Source organism: Actinosynnema mirum DSM 43827, assembly GCF_000023245.1.
In the GTDB taxonomy this organism is placed as follows: Bacteria; Actinomycetota; Actinomycetes; order Mycobacteriales; family Pseudonocardiaceae; genus Actinosynnema; species Actinosynnema mirum.
Genome location: NC_013093.1, coordinates 1452169 through 1471721 on the forward strand (window position 1 = coordinate 1452169; position 19553 = coordinate 1471721).

15 protein-coding genes and 1 riboswitch are annotated in these 19553 nt (G+C 74.7%); of the genes, 5 read left to right on the top strand and 10 right to left on the bottom strand.

Going from position 1 to position 19553, the window contains the following annotated elements; translation table 11 throughout:
- The first annotated feature begins 29 nt into the window (after nucleotides 1-29).
- Nucleotides 30-1409: a dihydrolipoyl dehydrogenase family protein gene (locus AMIR_RS06600; protein WP_015800157.1), complete on the top strand. Its 1380-nt coding sequence runs from the start codon at nucleotides 30-32 to the stop codon at nucleotides 1407-1409.
- A gap of 368 nt (nucleotides 1410-1777) precedes the next feature.
- Nucleotides 1778-2149, top strand: coding sequence for a hypothetical protein (locus AMIR_RS06605; RefSeq protein ID WP_015800158.1), 372 nt, complete (start codon nucleotides 1778-1780; stop codon nucleotides 2147-2149).
- A gap of 41 nt (nucleotides 2150-2190) precedes the next feature.
- Here AMIR_RS06605 and AMIR_RS06610 read toward each other — a convergent pair whose 3' ends face one another.
- Complete coding sequence (locus tag AMIR_RS06610; protein WP_015800159.1) at nucleotides 2191-3447, bottom strand: hypothetical protein; 1257 nt, start codon at nucleotides 3445-3447, stop codon at nucleotides 2191-2193.
- A 382-nt stretch (nucleotides 3448-3829) separates the two neighbouring features.
- Between AMIR_RS06610 and AMIR_RS06615 the strand changes: the two genes are divergently transcribed.
- Entirely contained in the window at nucleotides 3830-4333 is a 504-nt protein-coding gene (locus AMIR_RS06615) for a DUF3145 domain-containing protein (RefSeq protein WP_015800160.1), read from the top strand.
- Nucleotides 4334-4627: 294 nt separating this feature from the next.
- Here the strand turns inward: AMIR_RS06615 and AMIR_RS06620 are convergent, their stop codons facing one another.
- From AMIR_RS06620 to lanKC, 4 genes are all read right to left on the bottom strand, one after another.
- Entirely contained in the window at nucleotides 4628-6322 is a 1695-nt protein-coding gene (locus tag AMIR_RS06620) for an ATP-binding cassette domain-containing protein (RefSeq protein WP_015800161.1), read from the bottom strand.
- 199 nt (nucleotides 6323-6521) lie between these two features.
- Nucleotides 6522-8384 carry an ATP-binding cassette domain-containing protein gene (locus tag AMIR_RS06625; RefSeq protein WP_015800162.1) on the bottom strand — a complete coding sequence of 621 codons (1863 nt, stop codon included), beginning with the start codon at nucleotides 8382-8384 and terminating at the stop codon, nucleotides 6522-6524.
- Nucleotides 8385-8528: 144 nt separating this feature from the next.
- Complete coding sequence (locus AMIR_RS38090; RefSeq protein ID WP_015800163.1) at nucleotides 8529-8684, bottom strand: SapB/AmfS family lanthipeptide; 156 nt, start codon at nucleotides 8682-8684, stop codon at nucleotides 8529-8531.
- Nucleotides 8685-8694: 10 nt separating this feature from the next.
- Nucleotides 8695-11259 (bottom strand): class III lanthionine synthetase LanKC, encoded by a 2565-nt coding sequence (gene lanKC, locus AMIR_RS06630; RefSeq protein ID WP_015800164.1) that lies wholly within the window; start codon nucleotides 11257-11259, stop codon nucleotides 8695-8697.
- A 505-nt stretch (nucleotides 11260-11764) separates the two neighbouring features.
- Between lanKC and AMIR_RS06635 the strand changes: the two genes are divergently transcribed.
- Nucleotides 11765-12346 (top strand): hypothetical protein, encoded by a 582-nt coding sequence (locus tag AMIR_RS06635; protein ID WP_143760659.1) that lies wholly within the window; start codon nucleotides 11765-11767, stop codon nucleotides 12344-12346.
- Nucleotides 12347-12665: 319 nt separating this feature from the next.
- Here AMIR_RS06635 and AMIR_RS06640 read toward each other — a convergent pair whose 3' ends face one another.
- The 5 genes from AMIR_RS06640 to AMIR_RS06660 form a co-directional block, all read right to left on the bottom strand.
- Entirely contained in the window at nucleotides 12666-13901 is a 1236-nt protein-coding gene (locus AMIR_RS06640) for a beta-ketoacyl-[acyl-carrier-protein] synthase family protein (protein ID WP_015800166.1), read from the bottom strand.
- Nucleotides 13898-14137, bottom strand: coding sequence for an acyl carrier protein (locus AMIR_RS06645; protein WP_015800167.1), 240 nt, complete (start codon nucleotides 14135-14137; stop codon nucleotides 13898-13900). Before AMIR_RS06645 ends, AMIR_RS06640 begins: the two co-directional genes overlap by 4 nt.
- Before the next feature lie 154 nt (nucleotides 14138-14291).
- The gene (locus AMIR_RS06650) at nucleotides 14292-15269 is read right to left on the bottom strand and encodes a beta-ketoacyl-ACP synthase III (protein WP_015800168.1); all 978 of its coding nucleotides are present in this window, start codon (nucleotides 15267-15269) and stop codon (nucleotides 14292-14294) included.
- Nucleotides 15266-16186 (bottom strand): ACP S-malonyltransferase, encoded by a 921-nt coding sequence (locus tag AMIR_RS06655; protein ID WP_041837426.1) that lies wholly within the window; start codon nucleotides 16184-16186, stop codon nucleotides 15266-15268. The genes AMIR_RS06650 and AMIR_RS06655 overlap by 4 nt, the downstream gene beginning before the upstream one ends.
- 214 nt (nucleotides 16187-16400) lie before the next feature.
- Complete coding sequence (locus tag AMIR_RS06660; RefSeq protein ID WP_015800170.1) at nucleotides 16401-17582, bottom strand: PucR family transcriptional regulator; 1182 nt, start codon at nucleotides 17580-17582, stop codon at nucleotides 16401-16403.
- A 372-nt stretch (nucleotides 17583-17954) separates the two neighbouring features.
- Here AMIR_RS06660 and AMIR_RS06665 point away from each other — a divergent pair, with 372 nt between their 5' ends.
- Nucleotides 17955-18848: a mechanosensitive ion channel family protein gene (locus AMIR_RS06665; RefSeq protein WP_015800171.1), complete on the top strand. Its 894-nt coding sequence runs from the start codon at nucleotides 17955-17957 to the stop codon at nucleotides 18846-18848.
- Between the two features lie 568 nt (nucleotides 18849-19416).
- Nucleotides 19417-19538: riboswitch (FMN riboswitch) on the top strand.
- The last annotated feature ends 15 nt before the right edge of the window (nucleotides 19539-19553 follow it).

Consider the following 19553-nt stretch of genomic DNA (forward strand, 5'->3'; position numbering starts at 1 on the left):
TGCCGGTCCACCCGGTGTGGGGTGGACCGGTGACGGGTGACAACTTCGACGTGATCGTGATCGGTGGCGGCCCGGTGGGCGAGAACGCCGCCGCGAGGACCGCCGCCGCCGGGCTGCGCACCGCGCTGGTGGAGGCGGACCTGCTCGGCGGCGAGTGCTCCTACTGGGCCTGTATGCCGAGCAAGGCCCTGCTGCGCCCCGGCCACGCGCTGGCCGCGGCCAAGCGCGTGCCGGGCGTGCCGGTGGGCGACAAGCTCGACCCGGCCGCCGTGCTGGCCAGGCGCGACTCCTTCACCTCCCACTGGGACGACGCGGGCCAGGTGTCCTGGGCCGAGGGCGCGGGCATCGTGGTGGTGCGCGGACGCGGGTCGCTGGCGGGGGAGCGGCGGGTGGACGTGGACGGCCGGGTGCTCACCGCCTCCCGCGCGGTGGTGGTGTGCACGGGCAGCGAGGTGAGCCTGCCGCCGCTGGACGGCCTGGACTCCACCCCGCACTGGACCTCCCGCGAGGCGACCTCGGCCAAGGAGGTTCCCCGGTCGCTGGTGGTGCTGGGCGGCGGCGTGGTCGGCGTGGAGATGGCGCAGGCGTGGGCGCGGCTCGGGTCCGAGGTGACGCTGGTGCTGTCCGGTGAGCGCCCGCTGCCGAAGTTCGAGGCGTTCGCGGGCGACCTGGTCGCCGAGGGTCTCCGGGAGGACGGCGTGCGGATCGTGACCGGCGCGCGGGCCCGCGCGGTGGCGGCGGTGGACGGCGGGGTGCGGCTGACCGGCGACGGCGTCGACGTCACCGCCGCGCACCTGCTGGTCGCGACCGGCCGCAAGCCCGCGACCACCGGCATCGGCGTGGAGGAGTTCGGGTTCGAGGCGGGCAGGGCGCTGCCGGTGGACGACGCCGGGCGGGTGCGCGGGGTCGACTGGCTGTACGCGGCGGGCGACGTGACCGGGCGCGCCATGCTCACCCACCAGGGCAAGTACGCGGCGCGCGCGGTCGGCACCGCCATCGCCACCGGCGCGGTCGACCCTCAGCCGTGGACGGCCGCCGTCGCGACCGCCGACCACACCGCCGTGCCGCAGGTGGTGTTCACCGACCCCGAGGTGGCGTTCGTCGGCCGCACCGAGGCGCAGGCGCGCGAGGCCGGGCTGGACGTGCGCGTGGTCGACCTGGACCTCGCGGTGGCCGGGTCGTCGCTGCACGCGGACGGGTACCGGGGGAAGGCGCGGATGGTCGTCGACGAGTCGACCAGGACGCTGGTCGGCGTGACGTTCGCCGGGCCGGACACGGCGGAGCTGCTGCACGCGGCGACCGTGGCGATCGTGGGCGGGGTGACCGTGGACCGGCTGTGGCACGCGGTCCCGGCGTACCCGACGATCAGCGAGGTGTGGCTGCGGCTGCTGGAGGCCTACGGGCTCTGAGCGGCGGGCGGGGCCTGGGCGGTGGCCGGGGTTCTGAGTGGCGGCCGTGGCTCCGCGTGGTGACGGGGGTCGGACCGGGTCCGGTCCGGCCCCCTCCGCGCGGTTTCCCGACATCGGCGCGCCACCGCCTCCCGGTTTCCGCCATCAAAAACGCATATGCACCTTTGCGTTTCCGGTCGATGTTTTTCGGCGCCGTTCCGCCCGACCGCGAAATCGCGCTCCGGCCAATTCGGCAACACCGCTTCTGATTTCCGCGGGCCCGTTTCGGTCACGAGCAGGTCAACAACCGCTTGCAGCTCCGACCCGGTGCGCCCGTTCGCCCCCGAACGGTCCTCCTGGTCCGAAATGATCGCCCTACACTCCGGAAGATGACCAGGGGAACCGTCCTGCTCGCGTCCGCCGCGGTGCTGTGGTGCGCCTACGTCATCGCGACCACCTTCGACCCGAGCTCCCCGGCGCTCCCGTCGACCGCCGCGTACCTGCCCGGCTTCCTGCTGCTCCCGGTGGTCGCGCACACGCTCCACCGGGCGAGGCAGGACGCGCTGCTCTGCCTGGCCCACGTCCCCGCCACCGTGCTCGCCGCGGGCTTCGCCGTCGCGGTGACCGGCTGGCTGTTCTCCTGCGGCGCGCTCGTCGGCAGGCCGGGCACCGAGCTGCTGAGCGCCATCGCGGGCATGGTCATCGTGCTGCACGTGGCGTTCGGCCTGATCGCGGTCGGCCTGGTCCGCAGCGGCGGCTGACCGGCCTGCCGCCCCACCGCCCGCCCGCTACCGCCCGCCCACTACCGCGCGGGCAGCCCGAGCGCCTGCTGGGCCAGCGCGACCAGCGCCGGGTCGTCCGCCGCCGACGCCCCGTCCGCCCACACCGCCTGCGCCACCAGCACCCGGTCCCGCCGCGCCACCGAGCTGATCGCCGAGTTGTCGAACGACGCCGGTCCGCCCTCCCAGGCCCCCCGCTCCTTCACCAGCGGCACGACCCCGCCGCTGCCCACGCGCGCCGCGACCTCCCGCAGCGCCGCCGCGCCCTCGGACGTCGACGCCGTCACCTCGGCCAGCGCGACCGCCGCCGCCCGCCCGTCGACCTCGGTCGAGTACTGCGCCCGCGCCAGCTCCCGGCACCCGTTGGCCTCCAGCCAGGCCTGGACGTCGCCGAACGCGTGCCCGGCGCACTCCGCCCCGCCGTCCCTGCCCCGCGGCGCGAAGCTGCGCCCGTCCACCACGACGGCGGTCGGCCCGGCCTGCGCCGAGGCGGCGGTGCTCGGCGCGGCGGCCTGCGGGTCGTCGCCGGAGGAGGTCACCGCCGTGATCACGCCGACCAGCGCGAGCAGCCCGACCCCGGCGGCGGCCAGCGGCAGCCACCCCGGCCGGGTGGGCTCGGCCTGCGGGCGGACCTTGGGCAGCAGCATCGTGCTGGCCGACGCCAGGTCCTCGCTCGCGTCGGTGAAGCCCTCGGTGAGCATCGTGGAGCGCTGCGGGGGCGTGCCGACGGGGGCGAGCACGGCGATGAGCTTGGCCGCGTGCTCCGCCGAGCACGGCCGGTCGCTGGTGGCCAGCTCGCGCGCGGCGGCCAGCAGCGTGGTCGGCTTCGGGTGCAGCACCCGGACGCCCTTGTGCAGGTCGGCGCTGGGCTGCACGACCTGGCCGACGTACGGGCCGACCGCGACGACCGTGGTCACCGGCAGCGGCTCGCCGCGCATGTCCTGGATGCGCCGCGCCACCGCCTGCGCCGCTTCGAGGGCCTCCTGGACGGGGCTGGTCGCGCCCGCCGGGTGGCGCAGCGGCCAGCCGTCGGTCTTCCACTGGCCCGACAGCGGGGCCTCCAGCTTCAGCGCGGGCTCCGGCAGGTCGACGCCGACCACGACCAGCACGCCGCGCGGCAGCACCACGACCGCGTCCAGCGGCCGGGGGCAGTCCGGCGGCTGCGCGCCCAGCAGGGCGAAGCCGCCCAGCACCGAGACGCCGGGTCCCCACGCGCTGAGCGCCGCCCGCACGTCCGCGCCGACCCTGGAGGGCTGGTTCCCCAATCGGATCAACCGCACTCGACCACCCCGTTCACCACGATCGGACACCGTAACCCCGTCGGGGTGCACCGGGCCGCGAGGTGCGCGGGTTCCGGCGTTCAGTGAGCGGCATCACTCGAACGCGCACCACGATCGGGGGTCGGGTGATGATCGGCGTGTCATCAGCGCCCCGTGCGCGCCCAACCCCGTACCGTGATCGGCCGGACCGGCGGGCCGTGGGGCAGATCGCGTTTCAGGGTCGAAAGACCTGTATCCACCACGGCCGGGTGACGCTTGTGCTGGTTCTTCTGGCGGACCGCACCCGCAGCGGGCAGAATGGCCGGGTCGGGAATTCGCCTGATCTTCCGTGGTCGAGAGGTCGTAGGGGAAGACGTCCCTCGTCGAGTAGCGGAGGTCAGCTGTGAGCACCCGTGGCAGCACCAGTGGCGTGGTCTACGTCCACTCGTCGCCGTCCGCGGTCTGTCCGCACGTCGAGTGGGCTCTCTCTGGCGCACTCGGCGATCGGGTGGACCTCAAGTGGACTGCGCAACCCGCGGCGCCGGGGCAACTGCGCGCCGAATGCGCCTGGACCGGGGACGCCGGCACAGGCGCCAGACTCGCGTCCGCGCTGCGCGCGTGGCCGATGCTCAGGTTCGAGGTGACCGAGGACCCGAGTCCCGGAGTCGACGGGGTCCGCTACTGCTTCGCGCCGATCCTCGGCCTCTGGCAGGCGCGGACCAGCGCGAACGGGGACATCGTGGTCTCGGAGGACCAGCTCAGGTCGCTGGCCGCCCGCAGCCGGGGCGGGGAGTCGTTCGCGCACAACGTGGACGAGCTGCTCGGCTCGGCGTGGGACGACGCGCTGGAGCCGTTCCGCAGGGCCGGTGACGGCGCCCCCGTGACCTGGCTGCACCGAGTCGGCTGACGTCGCACCCGGCACACCCCTCGTGGTGGCGCCGGGTACCGGCGTGCCCGCCCGAGGTTCCGGGAGCGCTCCCGGCCTGGATTCCTTGGCAGCGCCGGGTTTCCGCGTGGCGCGGTCCCCGAGCGCGGCGCCGAAGCGGTCGTCGACCGCGCGCCGCGCGCCCCGGCCGGGGGATCTCCGGGGCGGGGCGAATCCGTTGGCAGCACGGGGTTTCCGCCGATCCGACGCGCGCCCGGTGCGCCCGGTGGACGCGTCCGCCGGGCGGATTCCGCGCCACCGGGGCGTTCCGGCGGCTCAGCCCGCAGTGGCCCTCGGGCCCTCCCAGGCGGCCATCAGGTTCGCGTAGGCCGGTGAGGCGGCCACCAGCTCGGCGTGCCCGCCCAGCAGCGCCGGTCCGCCGTCCATCACCAGCACCTTGTCCGCCCGCAGCGCCGACGACAGCCGGTGCGCGATCACCACCAGCACCCCGCCGCGCGCCGCGAAGGCCCGCTCCACCACGGCTTCCGCCGCCGGGTCCAGGCTGGAGGTGGCCTCGTCCAGCAGCACCACGTCCGCCGGGCACGCGTGCACCCGCGCCACCGCGAGCAGCTGCGCCTCGCCTGCGGACAACCCCGACGCGCCGCCCGCCGCGACCTCCCCGTCCAGCCCGCCGAGCCGCCGCACCACCACACCGGCCCCGACCGCCTCCACCGACCGCAGCAGCGCGCCGTCGTCCGCGTCCGGGGCGAGCAGCGCCAGGTTCTCCCGCACGGTCCCGGCGAACAGGTAGGTCTCCTGCGGCACCAGCGCGACCCGCTCCCGCCGCACCTCCGGCCGCACCAGGTGCACCGGGACCCCGCCCAGCAGCACCCGGCCCGCGCGCGGCGCGACCAGCCCGGTCACCAGCCCGGCGAGCGTGGACTTCCCGATGCCGCTGGGCCCCACCACCGCCAGGTGGTCGCCGGGCGCGAGCGCCAGGTCCAGGTCCCGCACCACCGGTTCGGCCCGCTCGCCCCAGCCGAACGTCACCCCGCGCAGCACCACGTCCGCGCCCGCCGGTTCCAGGTCGCCGCCCGCGACCGCGACGGGCGCGGTCTCGGCGAGCCTGCGCAGCGCCACCACCAGGCGCAGCAGCACGGTCGTGGCCACGTCGGCCAGTCCGGACAGCGCGGGCCGCACGCTCGTCCCCAGGTACACCACGGCCCCGAGCAGCCCGCCTGCCGACAGCCCGCTGCCCGGCGCGAGCAGCACCAGCAGCACCACCGGCGCGAACCCGCCGAGCCCGATCACCACCCCGCGCAGCGCCGCCGACCGGGCGAGCCGCACCGAGGCGCCCGCCTGCGCGTCGACCCGCCGCGCGATCCCGCCCAGCGCCTCGTCCTGGGCGCCGCACGCCACCACGTCGCGCACCCCGAGCAGCACCGCGCCGGAGTTCTCGGCGGTGTCCTCCTCGGCCAGCACGAGCGCCCGCTGCCCGCGCGCCAGCGACGGCAGCAGCGTCGCGAACAGCACCAGCGACACCAGCACCGGCAGCACCACCGCCCACGCCAGCCCGTCCACCACCGTGGCGAGCCCGACCAGCGCGGCCACCGTGGTCACCAGCAGCCCGCGCGCCTGCACCAGCAGCCCGGCGGTGGCGTCCCGCACGACCTCGACGTGCCGGGTGATCCGGGCGACCGCGCTCGCGTCCGGCGTCCGCCGGTGCGAGCGCCCGCCGTGCAGCACCCCGCGCACCACCTCGGTGACCAGCGCGTCCCGCAGCGGCTCGACCACCACCCCGAGCCCCCGGTACACCTGCCGCCGCCCGACCGCGCCCGCCACCGCGACGGCCGCGAACCCCACCAGCCACAGCACCCCGACCCGCGGGTCCCCGACCGCGAACCCCCGGTCGACGGCCAGCGCGACCAGCCGCCCGGACAGCAGCGCGGGCACGCCCTCGACGAGCGACCACAGCAGCAGCACCAGCACCCCGCGCCGCTGACCGGCCAACACGGCCAGGTAGGACCTCATGACTGCACCGCCTCGGGAGTGAGGGACGTGCGGGGGAGGGGGAGCCTGCGGGAGAGGCGGGGCGCGAGCGGGGAAGCGCCGGGGTCACGGGGGCCGCAGGCGGCCAGGCGGTGGTGCGGGTTCCCGCGCGCTGAAAGTGCTTGCGGGGCAAAAGTTCTTCCTGCGGTGCGTTCCCGCACCGCCGGGCCCGGTCTGCCGCTCACCCGAACACCGCCCGGTAGGCCGGGTCGCGCCACAGCCGCCCGTGGTCGCCGGTCCCGCGCACCCGCCCGTCCTCCAGCCACACCACCGAGTCCGCGCGGGCCGCCGTCGCCGCGCGGTGGGTCACCACGATCCGGGTCCGGCCGGGCAGCGCCGTCTCCAGGGCGCTCTCCACGGTGGCCTCGGTGACGGTGTCCAGGCTCGCGGTCGCGTCGTCCAGCACCAGCACCTCGGGGTCGCGCACCACCGCGCGCGCCAGCCCGAGCCGCTGGGCCTCGCCGCCGGACAGGGGGGTGTCGGCGAGCGGCGTCGCGTAGCCCAGGGGCAGGCGCACCACCACGTCGTGCACCTGCGCCGCCCGGCAGGCGCGCTCGACCCGCTCCGGGGACGCCGCCGTGCCGTACGCCACCGCCGCGCCCACGGTCTCGCCCAGCAGCGCGGGGCGCTCGAACGCGCAGGCCACCGCACCACCGCGCAGCACCCGGCCGGACTCCGGCGCGGTCAACCCGGCGACCACCCGCGCCAGCGCGGACTTCCCCGCCCCCGACCGACCGACCACCGCCACCCGCGACCCCGGCGCCACCACCAGGTCCACCCCGCGCAGCACCCCGGCCGTCACCCCGCGCAGCTCCACGGCCCCGACCGCCACCTCGGCGACCGCTTCGCCGCCGACCGCCCTCGCGGCGACCGCTTCGCGCCCGGCCGTCGCGACCGGAACCGCTTCACCCGCAACCACTTCGCCCGCCGACGTCCCGCTCGCGGCGGCCTCGCCGCCAGCCGTCCTGGCCGAAGACTCTCCGCCCGCTGCCGTCTCGCCACGGGCGGTTCCGGCCGCAGCCGCAACACCCGCAGGCGTCCTGCCCAAAGCCGTCCTGCCCAAAGCCGTCCCGCCGTCAGCCGCCCCGCTCGCAGCCGCCCCGACCGCAGCCGCCCCACCGCGCGCCCCGCCCGCCTCCAGCACCTCCGTCAACCGCGCCGCGCTCGCCCGAGCCCGCTGCAGCGCCGTCAGCGCCGTCGCCTGCCCGACCACCGCCATCCCCAGCGCCGCGTACCCCAGCGCCGCCAGCACCTGCCCCGCCGTCAACCGCCCCGCCACCACGCCGAACCCCGCCGCCACCAGCACCGCGAACTCCACCGCGGGCAGCAGCAGCCCGGCCCGCCACACCATCCGCGCCTGCGTCCGCCACATCCCCGCCCCGGCGACCCCCAGCTCGGGCAGTGGCCGCAGCACCCGCCGCGCCTCCTGCTCCGCCCGCCCGGCCGCCGCGATCGTGCGCAGCCCCACCACCGCGTCCAGCAGCCGCGCCGACAGCTCGCCCGACACCCGCTGGTACGCGGTCACGTCCCGCTCGGTGAGCCGCAGGTGCGAGCGCACCAACCGCAGCCCCACCGGCACGCTCACCAGGAACACCACCGCCAGCCGCCAGTCCAGCAGCGCCAGCGCGGTCACCGCGCCGACCGCCGTGGCCACCGACACCCCCAGGCCCACCAGCAGCACGGCCGTGCCGCCCGCGATCGCCGCGTCCCCGGTCAACCGGCTCACCGCGTCCCCGGCCGCGAACGGCGTCGGGTGCCCCAGGTCGACCAGCCGCCGCGCCACCGAGTTCCGCAACCAGGCCGTGGCCCGCGCGGTCAGCGACGCCGCCAGCACCACGCCGACCGCGTCCCCGAGCAGCTCCACCGCCGTCAACCCGACCAGCAGCGCCAGCGCCGCCACCGGGGCCCCGCCGGACAGCGCGCCGTCCACCGCCCCGGCCAGCGCCACGGGCAGCAGCAGCCCGGCCACTGTCGCCACCAGCGCGTTCACCGCCAGCAGCACCCACCTGGGGTCACGCCGCACCACCGTGCGCAGCAGTCCCATTTCACCCCCCTGGACAGGCCCTCCGTGCCGCATCATGAGCAGGGGGCCCGACGGCGGTCAGGCCGTCGAGCCCCCGGTCGAGGCCCGGTGAGCGGCGCACTTCGCCTGCGCCGCTCACCGGGGAACCCCGGTCCCGAACCGTGATCAGCAGGCGAGCAGGCTCACGGTCGAGTGGCTGCAGGGCAGCAGCAGGCTGGCGTTCGACGCGGTCGTGCTGCCGCCGCCACCGCCACCGCTCGCCATCGCCTGGGACTGGGTCTCGGGGATGTCGAGCTCCTGCAGGTCGAGGATGAACTCCATGGTTTTTCTCCTAATCTCGGGGTGAAGCGACCGACCCGGTCGGGTCGGGGCTGGTGAGGAACGGCAGCACGGGGACGCCGTCCACGGCGCAGGCGATCGCGAGCAGCACGCCCGCCGCGCCGGTGGCCAGGTCCATCGAGAGCCGTCGCAACTGGATTCCGGGGAAGGCCGTGCCCTCCCCGTGGGGGATCGCGTGCCAGGCGAGCGCCGCGAGGTGCCGGTCCACGGCCTCTCGCGACCCGCCCGAGTGGGCGAGGGTGGCCAGCAGGCCCGCCCTGCCCAGGGTGAGCGCCGGGTGGATCACGAACTCGCCGGTGCACGAGCCGACGAGCTCGGACAACCGCCCGGCCAGCCGGGTCCCCGGCGCGACGCGGACCAGCTCGTTCAGCGCCAGGGCGATGCCCGCGCTGCCGATGTCCACGTACGGCAGGGTCCGGAAGTTCCCGTCGCGGACCTGGGTCGAGCCGTCGAGCGCGGTCATGCACTCGGCGAGGTCGCGCTCCAGGGCCCGCTCGGCCAGCTCCAGCCACCGGGGCTCCCCGGTGCGCTGGTGCAGCCTGGTGAACAGCAGCGCCGGGCCGGACCAGCCGTGCAGCAGGCCCGCCCTGGCCTTGTCGCCGGGCGGCGGGGCGCCCTCCAGCGCCACCGCGAGCCGCTCGCCCAGCTCAAGCGCCTGCTCGGCGTAGCCGGGCTCGTTCCGCTGCCCCGCGTCCCGTCGCTGCGCGAGGTGCAGCAGGTTCAGCCCGATCCCGGACAGGCCCGAGTTGAGCCCGTGGTCCGAGGTGGTCGCCACCAGCGGCCGGTAGTCCTCGACCAGCTTCGCGGCCAGCTCCTCGTGGCCGAAGCGGTCCAGCACGTGGATCACGCCGTGGGCGCCGGTGAAGAACCCGGCTTCCTTCGGCGGCTCGCGCCGCACCGACTCGACCAGCCACCGCTCGTGCTCCGGGAACCGGCCCTGCCCCGCCGCGTCCAGGGCGTGCAGCACGCCCGCCGCGCCGTAGGCGAAGCACGCCCCGCCGACCTCGAACTGCTCCACGTCACCGGGGAACAGCCGGTCGGTCCGGTCGGGCGTCGCGCTGGACAGGATCGCCGCGGCGATGGACTTGCGCACCACCGACCAGTCCGGCTCCGGCTCGTCCAGCGGGGTCGGGGCGTGCGCCGCCGCGCTCAGGCCGCGCTCGATCGCCGCGCAGTACTCCTCCGGCAGGTCGAACCGGCGGCGCACGAAGCCCACGTGCGAGCGCAGCTTCGCCGGTGACAGCTCCACCACCGCGTTCAGCGGCAGGAAGACGTACAGCCGCAGCGCGGCCAGCGCGTGCTCGTCCACCTCGAACCCGCGGCGGTCCGGCGGGGCCTGGAAGCCCGGCGCGCCCAGCGTGGGCCTGCGGTCCTCCTCGATGCCGGACGCCAGCTCGAAGTCGATCAGCGAGACGGAGTCGTTCCCGTCGTCGTCGGTGTCGACCAGCACGTTCAGCGGGTGCAGGTCGCCGAAGACGACGTCCCGCCCGTGCACGGCGTCGAGGATCCGCTCGACCTGGCCGATCAGCCGCACCGCCCGCTCCGCGTACTCGGCGACCTTCGCCTCGTCCACCTCGCTGTGCGTCAGCGGGTAGTGCCTGCCGAGCCACTGGCCGAGCGGGATGCCGCGCACCAGGTCCATCGAGAAGAACTCGTGCTCCCAGGCGCCGAACCGCTCGTGCGCGGCGGGGATGCCCGGCACGCCGGCGAGCCTGGTGAGGATCGTGTGCTCCCGGTCGAGCCTGGCCACCGCGTCGGTGTTCTCGCGGTCCAGCCCGGCGTGCGGGCGGGCCTCCTTGAGCACCAGCTCGACGTCGTCGGACTTGCGCCGCGCCAGGTAGACGCCGCCGCCGTTGGAGAAGTGCAGCGACCGCAGCACCCGGTAGGGGAACGACTCCGCGTCACCGGCGCCCCGAGCGGCCAGGTGGGGCTCCAGGCAGGCCGGGAGCGGCACCCACTCGGGCGTGGCGAACGTGGGCTTGCGCTGGTCCGGCACCAGGTCCCCGTCGGGGCCCTCGATGGCCAGCACGCGCTTGCCGTCGCGCTCGATCCACTGCTCGACGAACCCGCCGTACCGCACGAACAGCGGTCCGGCGCCGTAGCGCAGGTCGCTCAGGACGTAGGGACCCGGCTGGCCGCGCAGCAGCTCCGACAGCTCGGACAGCACGCTCTCCAGCTGCCGCTCGTCGGCCGGGTAGATCGTCATGAGCTTGCCGCTGGCCTCGCGGGGGGCGTACTTGGAGTTGCGGGCCAGCACGATCGACCGGGTGCGCAGGTACTTGAACGGGATGCGCTTGTCGACCAGGTAGGTGTGGGACTTCAGGAGCACCTCGGCGGCGTTGAGCACGGTCGCCGAGACGTGCACCTTCCAGCCCTGCTTCGGCAGCCGGACGCCCTTCGGGTGCAGGTGCCGCCAGATGTTCTTCTCGACCTGCACCCACCCCCCGTCCACTGCCGGGAGGACGCGGGAGAAATCGTCCTGGGCCGTTTCCACGGGGCTTTGCACGTCGTAGAAGAGGCGGTCGGCGAAGCAGTACGCCTCGTAGCGGAGATCCACTGTATTTCGCCCCCTCGATTTGTTCGACATCAATATTTCCGCACAACTCACCGTTGATCGCCAATCCGCCGATGAGGTGACACGGGGCGAGCATTAGGGACAATCGGCACCACCCGGTTCTGCACGGTCTGTGCCGGAATCGCTCCCACGGTCACCTGAACGCCGAGTTTGGTCCCGTTTGCCGCAGGACATGGCGCCTGTTCAAACCTGAATCTGAACACTTGCGTTCTGTGCTCGAAAGGGGCTGTGACCTGGGCTTTCAGGGAAAATGTCCCGGTCGTCGCACAACGTTAACACCGGCCGTTGACTGCTCCTCACGGGGGATTGCTCCGGAATGAGGATGATTTACTGCGCCAACTGACCGGAAAAAGATGTTTGACGAACAGGGGTCCTGAAAAGCCTCCCCCGCGCAGGGGAGAAAACCGCAAGAATGGGGACCGGGTGGGCGAGTCGGGGCGCGCCGCCCGGCGCGGGGCGCGGGGGGCGGCTGTGGGAGGCTCTGGGGGTGTCCCCGCGCGTGCTGCTCCCGGTGGTGCTCCTGGTCATGGCCTCGGCCGCGGGCGCGGGGGTGATCGCCCGCGACGCCTACAAGCGCCAGACCTCGCCCCCGGTCGAGCAGGTCGTGGACGCCGCCTCGGGCGCGCCGACCTCGCTCGCCCCGTCCGAGCAGCCGGGCGACTCCAAGGTCCTGCTGACCACCGACGTGTCCAAGCACCCGGACGGCGCGCGGGTCGTGGAGCTGCTGCAGAAGCACTTCGACTCGATCAACGCCAGGAACTTCCAGGGCTGGACCACCACCGTGACCGCGCAGCGCCGCGCCCTCACGCCGGGGGAGAGCGCCTGGCGCAAGCCCTACGAGACCACCAGGGACGGCACGATCCTGGTGCACCGCCTGGAGGCCGTCGGCGCCCAGCGCCTCAAGGCCATGATCACCTTCACCAGCACCCAGGACCCGGTCTGGGGCCCCGCCGACCTGCGGGTCGGCTGCGTGCGCTGGCGGGTGGTCTACCCGCTCCAGGTCGAGGACGGCGCGCTGCGCGTCGACGTGGGCACCGAGGGCCAGTCCTCGCAGTTCGAACCCTGCTGAGACCGCGCCGGGGGTCGGGCCCGGCGGAATGCGCGCGCGAATCCGCAGAAATGTGGACCCGGTTTTCGCGAGGCTGAAAGAGGAAATTCCCCCCGGCGTCGCCCGGAGGATTCTCCGGAAAGTACCCGGAACGCTCCGGGGGCGGAACAGGGAAGTCCCGGAACGGCGAAAGGGGCCGCCCGGAGGCAGCCCCTGCGCCACACCGCCGCGACCCGGTCCGGGCGAACCCGGAACCGCCCGCGACACCACCGCGGCGGACTTCCCCGCCCGCCGGGGAGAACCCGGTCAGGCGACCGCGCGGGCCGCCTGACCCGACGGCTCAGACCGTGGTGAAGACCAGCGAGGCGTTGTGCCCGCCGAACCCGAACGAGTTGTTCACCGCGGCGATCTGGTCGATCTTGCGCGGCTCGCCGGTCACGACCTCCAGATCCACCTTCGGGTCCTGGTCCACCAGGTTCAGGGTCGGCGGGATCACGCCGTCGCGCAGCGACAGCACGGTCGTGATGGCCTCCACCGCGCCCGACGCGCCCAGCAGGTGCCCGTGGTGGCCCTTCGGGGCGGTCAGCAGCACGTGGTCGCCCACGGACCTGCGCACCGCCTGCGGCTCGATCACGTCGCCCACCGGGGTGGACGTCGCGTGGCAGTTCACGTGCGCGATGTCGGACGCGGCCACGCCCGAGGTGCGCAGCGCCGCCGAGATCGCCCGGCTCTGCCCGAGGCCCTCGGGGTCGGCCGCCGTGATGTGGTGCCCGTCCGAACTGAGCCCCACGCCCGCCAGGCGGCCGTAGATCTTCGCCCCGCGAGCCCTGGCGAAGTCCGCCCGCTCCAGCACCAGGACGCCCGCGCCCTCGCCGAGCACGAAGCCGTCCCGGTTCGCGTCGAACGGCCGGGACGCCCGAGCGGGGTCGTCGTTGCGGCTGCTCATGGTCCTGGCCTGGATGAACCCGGCCATGGTGACCGCGGTGATGCAGGCCTCGGTGCCGCCCGCGACGACCACGTCCGCCTCACCGGTCTTGATCATCCGCCAGGCCCAGGCCAGCGACTCCGCGCCCGAAGCGCACGCGGACACCGGGGCGTGCACCCCGGCCCTGGCCTTCAGGTCCAGCCCCACGTAGGCGGCCGGGCCGTTCGGCATCAGCATCGGCACGGACAGCGGCGAGACCTTCCGCAGCCCGTGCTCCTCGATCAGGTCGTCCTGCTCCAGCAGGGTCCGGGCGCCGCCGATGCCGGTGCCGATGATGACCCCGAGGCGCTCCTTGTCGACGCTGTCGTCGTCGTGACCGGCGTCCGCCCACGCCTGTCGGGCGGCCACCAGCGCGGCCTGCTCGCAGCGGTCCAGCCTGCGGGCCTCGACCCTGGGCAGCACCTCGGTCGGCTCGACCGCGAGCCGGGCGGTGATCCGCACCGGCAGGTCGTACTGCTCAACGAAGCCGCCGACCATCGCGGACACGCCGCTGCGGCCGGTGAGCATCCCCTCCCAGGTGGAGGCGACGTCGCCACCGAGCGGGGTGGTGGCACCCAGCCCGGTGACGACGACGTCGATGTCAGCGGTCATGCCTTGCTGGTGATGTACTCAACCGCGTCACCAACGGTCTTGAGGTTGGCCAGCTGGTCGTCCGGGATCTTGACGCCGAAGCGGTCCTCGGCCTGGACGGCGATCTCCACCATGGACAGCGAGTCGATGTCCAGGTCGTCCACGAAGGACTTGTCGGGGGTCACCTCGGCGGCCGTGACGCCCGCGACCTCCTCGACGATCTCGGCGAGACCCTTCTGGATGTCCTCGTTGCTCACTGCGGTTCCCTTCGTTCACTGTCCACCGGCCGGGGTGCCCCGCCGGAAGCCTCGATGCCACCGGGCGCGCCCGCGCCCGTGGTGCCCTGCCGTGCTGCCCAACCCGGACCGACCGCCGCTCGGGGCCGGTCCGGGGGGTCGTTCCAGGCCCCGGTCAGGGGCAGCGGACGACCTGCCCCGCGTAGGACAGGCCCGCGCCGAAGCCGATCAGCAGCAGCACGTCGCCGCTCTTGATCTCGCCCGACGCCCGCATGTGGTCCATCGCCAGCGGGATCGACGCCGACGAGGTGTTGCCCGACTCGACGATGTCCCGCGCCACGACCAGGTCCTCGCGCGCGCCGCTGGAGCGCAGCTTCTTCGCGATGGCCTCGACGATCCGCAGGTTCGCCTGGTGCGGCACCAGCGCGTCCACGTCGGCGGCGGTCAGCCCCGCGGCCTCCACGGCGCGCAGCGCGATCGGCGCGATCCGCGTGGTGGCCCAGCGGAACACCGACTGGCCCTCCTGGTGGATGAACGAGTCCCGGTCCGGGATCTCGATCAGGTTCGACATGTCGCCCGCGCTGCCCCACACCACCGGGCCGATGGCGGGCTCGTCGGTCGCGGACACGACCGCGGCGCCCGCGCCGTCCGCGAAGATGATCGCGTTCGAGCGGTCGTCCTTGCGCACCCAGTCGGTGAGCTTCTCCGCGCCGATCACCAGGACGTGGTTGGCGCTGCCCGCGCGCACCATGTCCGAGGCGGCGGCCAGCGCGTAGCAGAAGCCCGCGCACGCGGCGTTCACGTCGAACGCGGGCGCGGCCTTCACGCCGATGCGGTCGGCGACCTGCGCCGCCGCGTTCGGGATCGGCGAGGGCATGGTGCAGGTCGCCACGATCACGGCGCCGATGTCGGTCGGGGACAGGCCCGCGTCCGCGACGGCCTTCGAGCCCGCGTCCACGGCCATGTCCGCGAGCGAGAGGTCGGGGCCCGCGAAGCGGCGGTTCACGATGCCGACGCGGTCCCGGATCCACTCGTCCGAGGTGTCCATGTACTGCGCCAGGTCGTGGTTCGAGACCACGGTGTCCGGCTGGGAGCTGCCGAGGCCGCTGATCCTGGTGCCGGTGACCTGCGTGGTGGTGGTGAACGCGGTCACTTCGCGGCCTCCAGGAGCTCGGCCACCGCGGCGACCTGGTCGGGTGTCTTCAAGGCCAACGTGGGAGTGCCCTTCAGCTCGCGCTTGGCCAGGCCGGTCAGCGCGCCCGCGGGCGGCAGTTCCACCACCGCGCCGACGCCCCGCTCGGCGAGGGTTGCCTGGCAGGCGTCCCACCGCACGGGGCGGGTCACCTGGGAGATCAGCCGCAGGAGCACCTCGGGGCCCTCGCTGACCACCGAGCCGTCCGCGTTGGACAGCAGCGGCAGCTCCGGGTCCCGCACGAGGACGTCCTGGGCGCGGGCGCGCAGCGCGTCCTCGGCCTGCTTCATGTAGTCGGTGTGGAACGCGCCCGCGACCTGCAGGGCCCGCACCTTCGCCCGGCCGGGCGGCTCGGCGACGAGCTTCTCCAGCGCGTCCAGCGGGCCCGCGGCCACGACCTGGCCCGCGCCGTTGCGGTTCGCGCCCACCAGGCCCAGCTCGTCCAGCCGCGCCAGCACCTCGGCCTGCTCGCCGCCGAGGACGGCGGCCATGCCGGTCGGGGCCAGCGCGCACGCGGCGGCCATCTCCGCGCCGCGCACCGAGGCCAGCAGCACGGCGTCGTCGGCGCTGAGCGCGCCCGCCATCGCGGCGGCGGCCAGCTCGCCGACGGAGTGGCCGGCGATGATCGTGTCGGCGGGCAGCTCGACCTCGCGGGTCAGCCGCTCGAACGCCAGCAGCGCGAGGGCCACGACCAGCGGCTGGGTGACCGCGGTGTCCTTGATCTCCTCGGCGTCGGCCTCGGTGCCCAGCCGCAGCAGGTCCAGACCGGTCAGCTCGGACCACGCCCCGATCCGCTCACGGGCGCCCTCGGCATCCAGCCAGGGGGTGAGCATTCCGGGTGTCTGGGACCCCTGTCCGGGGGCGAGCAGCGCGATCACGGGCTCACTGAACACGGTGCCCGGCCTCCGGTGGCATGTCGGCACGGACGAAAAGGCCAGGCAACGCTTGTAGGTTCTCTACAAAGGCGTCCGGAACACGACCGGTCCACGGTCCGCTGCGTTGTGGAGGTCGGCCCAAAACACCCTTATCGGTCGGGGTGTCCTTGGTCACCCCGCCCCCGAGTCGGGGTGTGGTAGGGGTCGGGCGCCCCGGTCACCACAGGCCGCGCGCGCGGGCCAGGCGGCCGACGGACAGCGCGATCCGCAGCACCAGCGCGTCCCTCGGGTCGTTGGCGTTGCGCCCGGTCAGCTCGGTGGCGCGGCGCAGCCGGTAGCGCACCGTGTTCGGGTGCACGAACAGCTTGCGGGCGCACGCCTCCAGCACGCCGCCGACCTCCAGGAACGTGTCCACGGTCTCCAGCAGCGCCCCGCCCGCCTCCTCCAGCGGCCGGGTGATCCGGTCCACCAGCTGCCACTCGGCCTCCGGGTCGCCCGCCAGCGCGCGCTCGGGCAGCAGGTCCAGCGAGCGCACCGGGCGCGGCGCGGCGGGCCAGCCCACCACGGCGCGCAGCCCGGACAGCGCGTCGGCGGCGCTGCGGTGCGCCTCGGCGATGCTCGGCATGGTCGGGCCCGCGACGACCGCCCCGTCGCCGAAGGCCTGCGCCATGCGCCCGAGCACGTCGTCGGCCTCGGTGTCGCCGCCCAGCACCAGGACCAGGCGGGAGCCCTGCACGCTCAGCAGCACCTGCCTTCCGCTGCGCGCGGCCCGGCTGCGCACCTCGTAGATCACCTGCTGCGGGTCGTCGGACGGCGGGTTGCCGACCAGCACGGTCGCCGGGGCGCCCGGTTCCCAGCCGAGCGCGCTGGCCCGCGACAGCAGCGACTCCTCGGCGTCGCCGCGCACCACCCCGTCCACGACCAGCGCCTCCAGCCGGGCGTCCCACGCGCCGCGCGCCTCGGCGGCGGCGGCGTACGAGGTGGCGGCGGAGAACGCGATCTCCCGCCCGTAGCGCAGCACCGCGCCGGTCAGGTGGGCGTGCTCGGCGTCGTCGGCGGCCAGCACCGGGAGGCGCTGCTCGAACAGCTCCAGCGCGATGCGCACCAGCTCCACGGTCTGGCGCAGGCTCACCCAGCGGGAGATGTCCTTGGGGGCGGAGCGGAACGCCTCGGCGGTGAGCCGGACCGCCGGTTGCAGGTCCTGGAGCCAGGCGACGAAGCCCGCGACGCCGTTCTGGACCAGCAGGAGCACGCTCGCGCGCTGGTCGGCGGGCATCCGCCGGAACCACGGGAGCCTGCGCTCCATCTCCGCGACGGTGGAGGAGGCGAGGTCGCCGGAGGCCCGTTCCAGGTTCCGCAGGGTGGCGGTCGACAGCGGTGGGCCTTCAGGACGGGTCATGCGGACAGCGTAGGAGCCGGGGCGGGGCGGTCCGCGCCACCGCGGTGACGCGGGGTGGCGGGGGTGGGGGCGGGCCGGGGTTCCCGCCGGGCGCTCCGGGGTCCAGCGGTGTTCGGGGCGGAATTCACCTCGGCGCGTTTGCCGTCGGAATCAGCGCTCGCGTGGAATTGCCGAATGGCGCGGGTAATGGGAACGCCCGGCGCGTGCGACGCGCCGGGCGTTCCCCTCTCCCCGGTCCCCACCGGTGTCTCCACTCTGGACCGCAGCCGGGCAAAAAGCCACGTCAGTCACCCTTTCGTGGCACCGCTTCAGGTTGCCGGGTGAAAGGCGTCGCGAAACGATCGGCCACATCCGCAACTGCGAGGAGGCGTCATGGGCTCCGAAATCACCTCCGGGCTCGGGCAGGCGTGGGCGTTGGTCGCCACGTTCGTGCCCAAGCTCCTGGGGTTCCTGCTGGTGCTCGCCGTCGGCTGGTTCATCGCCAAAGCGCTCTCCAGGGGAGCGGGCTTCCTGCTGAGGCGGCTCGGCTTCGAGCGGCTCGTGGAGCGGGCCGGGATGCGGCGGGTGGTGGCGCAGTCGCCGATCGACGCGACCGGGCTCATCGTGCGGCTGGTGCACTACTTCGTGCTGCTGATGTCGTTGCAGCTCGCGTTCAGCGTGTTCGGCGCCGAGAACGCGGTGAGCGCCCTGCTGACCGACGTGATCGCGTACCTGCCGCGCATCGTGGTGGCGCTGGTGCTGGTCCTGGTGGCGTCGGCGATCGGCCGGGCCCTGCGCACGATGATCACCGGCGCGATCGGCCCGCGCAGCTACACGAAGCTGCTCGGCGGGGCGGCGCAGGGCTTCATCGTGGCGCTGGGCGCGATCGCGGCGCTGAACCAGCTGGGCATCGCGGTGGCGGTGACCATGCCGGTGCTGATCGCGGTGCTGGCGACGGCGGCGGGCGTGATCATCGTCGGCGTCGGCGGCGGCCTGGTCCGCCCGATGCAGCAGCGCTGGGAGACGGCGCTGCAGCGGATGCAGCAGGAGACGGCGATCCTCACCCCGCAACCGCGCCAGTCCCAGGAGCAGCGGACCTCGACCCAGGAGCGCGCGGGCCAGGACCGCATGGGCCAGGACCGCATGGGCGCGGGCCAGTCGGGCGCGATGACATCGGGCTCCGCGCAGCAGGAGCCGGTGACGGCCGGGATCAGGCAACGCGGGGGAGCGGCAGACGCCCCGACCCCGCCGTCGGGCATCCCGAGGCCGGGCACGGAGAACATCTAGGCAGGAGAGCGCCCGGACCGGGCACCGCTTCGGCCGCGTGGCGGGAGCGGCTCGGACCGGGCGCCGCTTCGGCTGCGTGGCGGGAGCGGCTCGGACCGGGCAACACTTCGGCCGCGCGCCGGGAGCGCTGGACCGGGCAATGCCGGGATCGGGCGTCGAGAACGCTCGGGCCAGGTCGGTCGTGGAGGCCGGGAGTGGGAAACCCCGCTCCCGGCCTCTTGCCGTCCTGCGGGCGCGTCGGCGACCAGCCGCCTGTCCACCGCGCCGCACTCGCCCACGGGCCGCACCCCCCAGCGCCCCCTTCGCCCTGCGGATGCCACCGCCCGCCCCGCCACCACCGCCCGCGCCCCCCACTCGCCGCCGTCTGCCTGCCGCGCCCTGTCCGCGTTCCAGCGGCCCGCTCACCGCGCCCCAGTCGCCTGCCCGCCGCGCCCCGCTACCGCCGCCCGCGCCACCACCGCCGCCCACCCGAGCCCACCACCACCCCTCGCCCCCACCCACCCGTGCCCCACATCACCCGCTCGGGTGGAACACCCGCCGCCTTCCCGCTGTTCACGGGGGTGGAGAACACGCGCTCCGGGGCTCGGTGAAATCCCGAACCGGCGGTGAGAGCCCGCGAACCGCCGCCAGGCGGCCGACCCGGTGGGATTCCGGGGCCGACGGTCACAGTCCGGATGAGAGGTGCGCAGCGGTCCCGCGACCCTG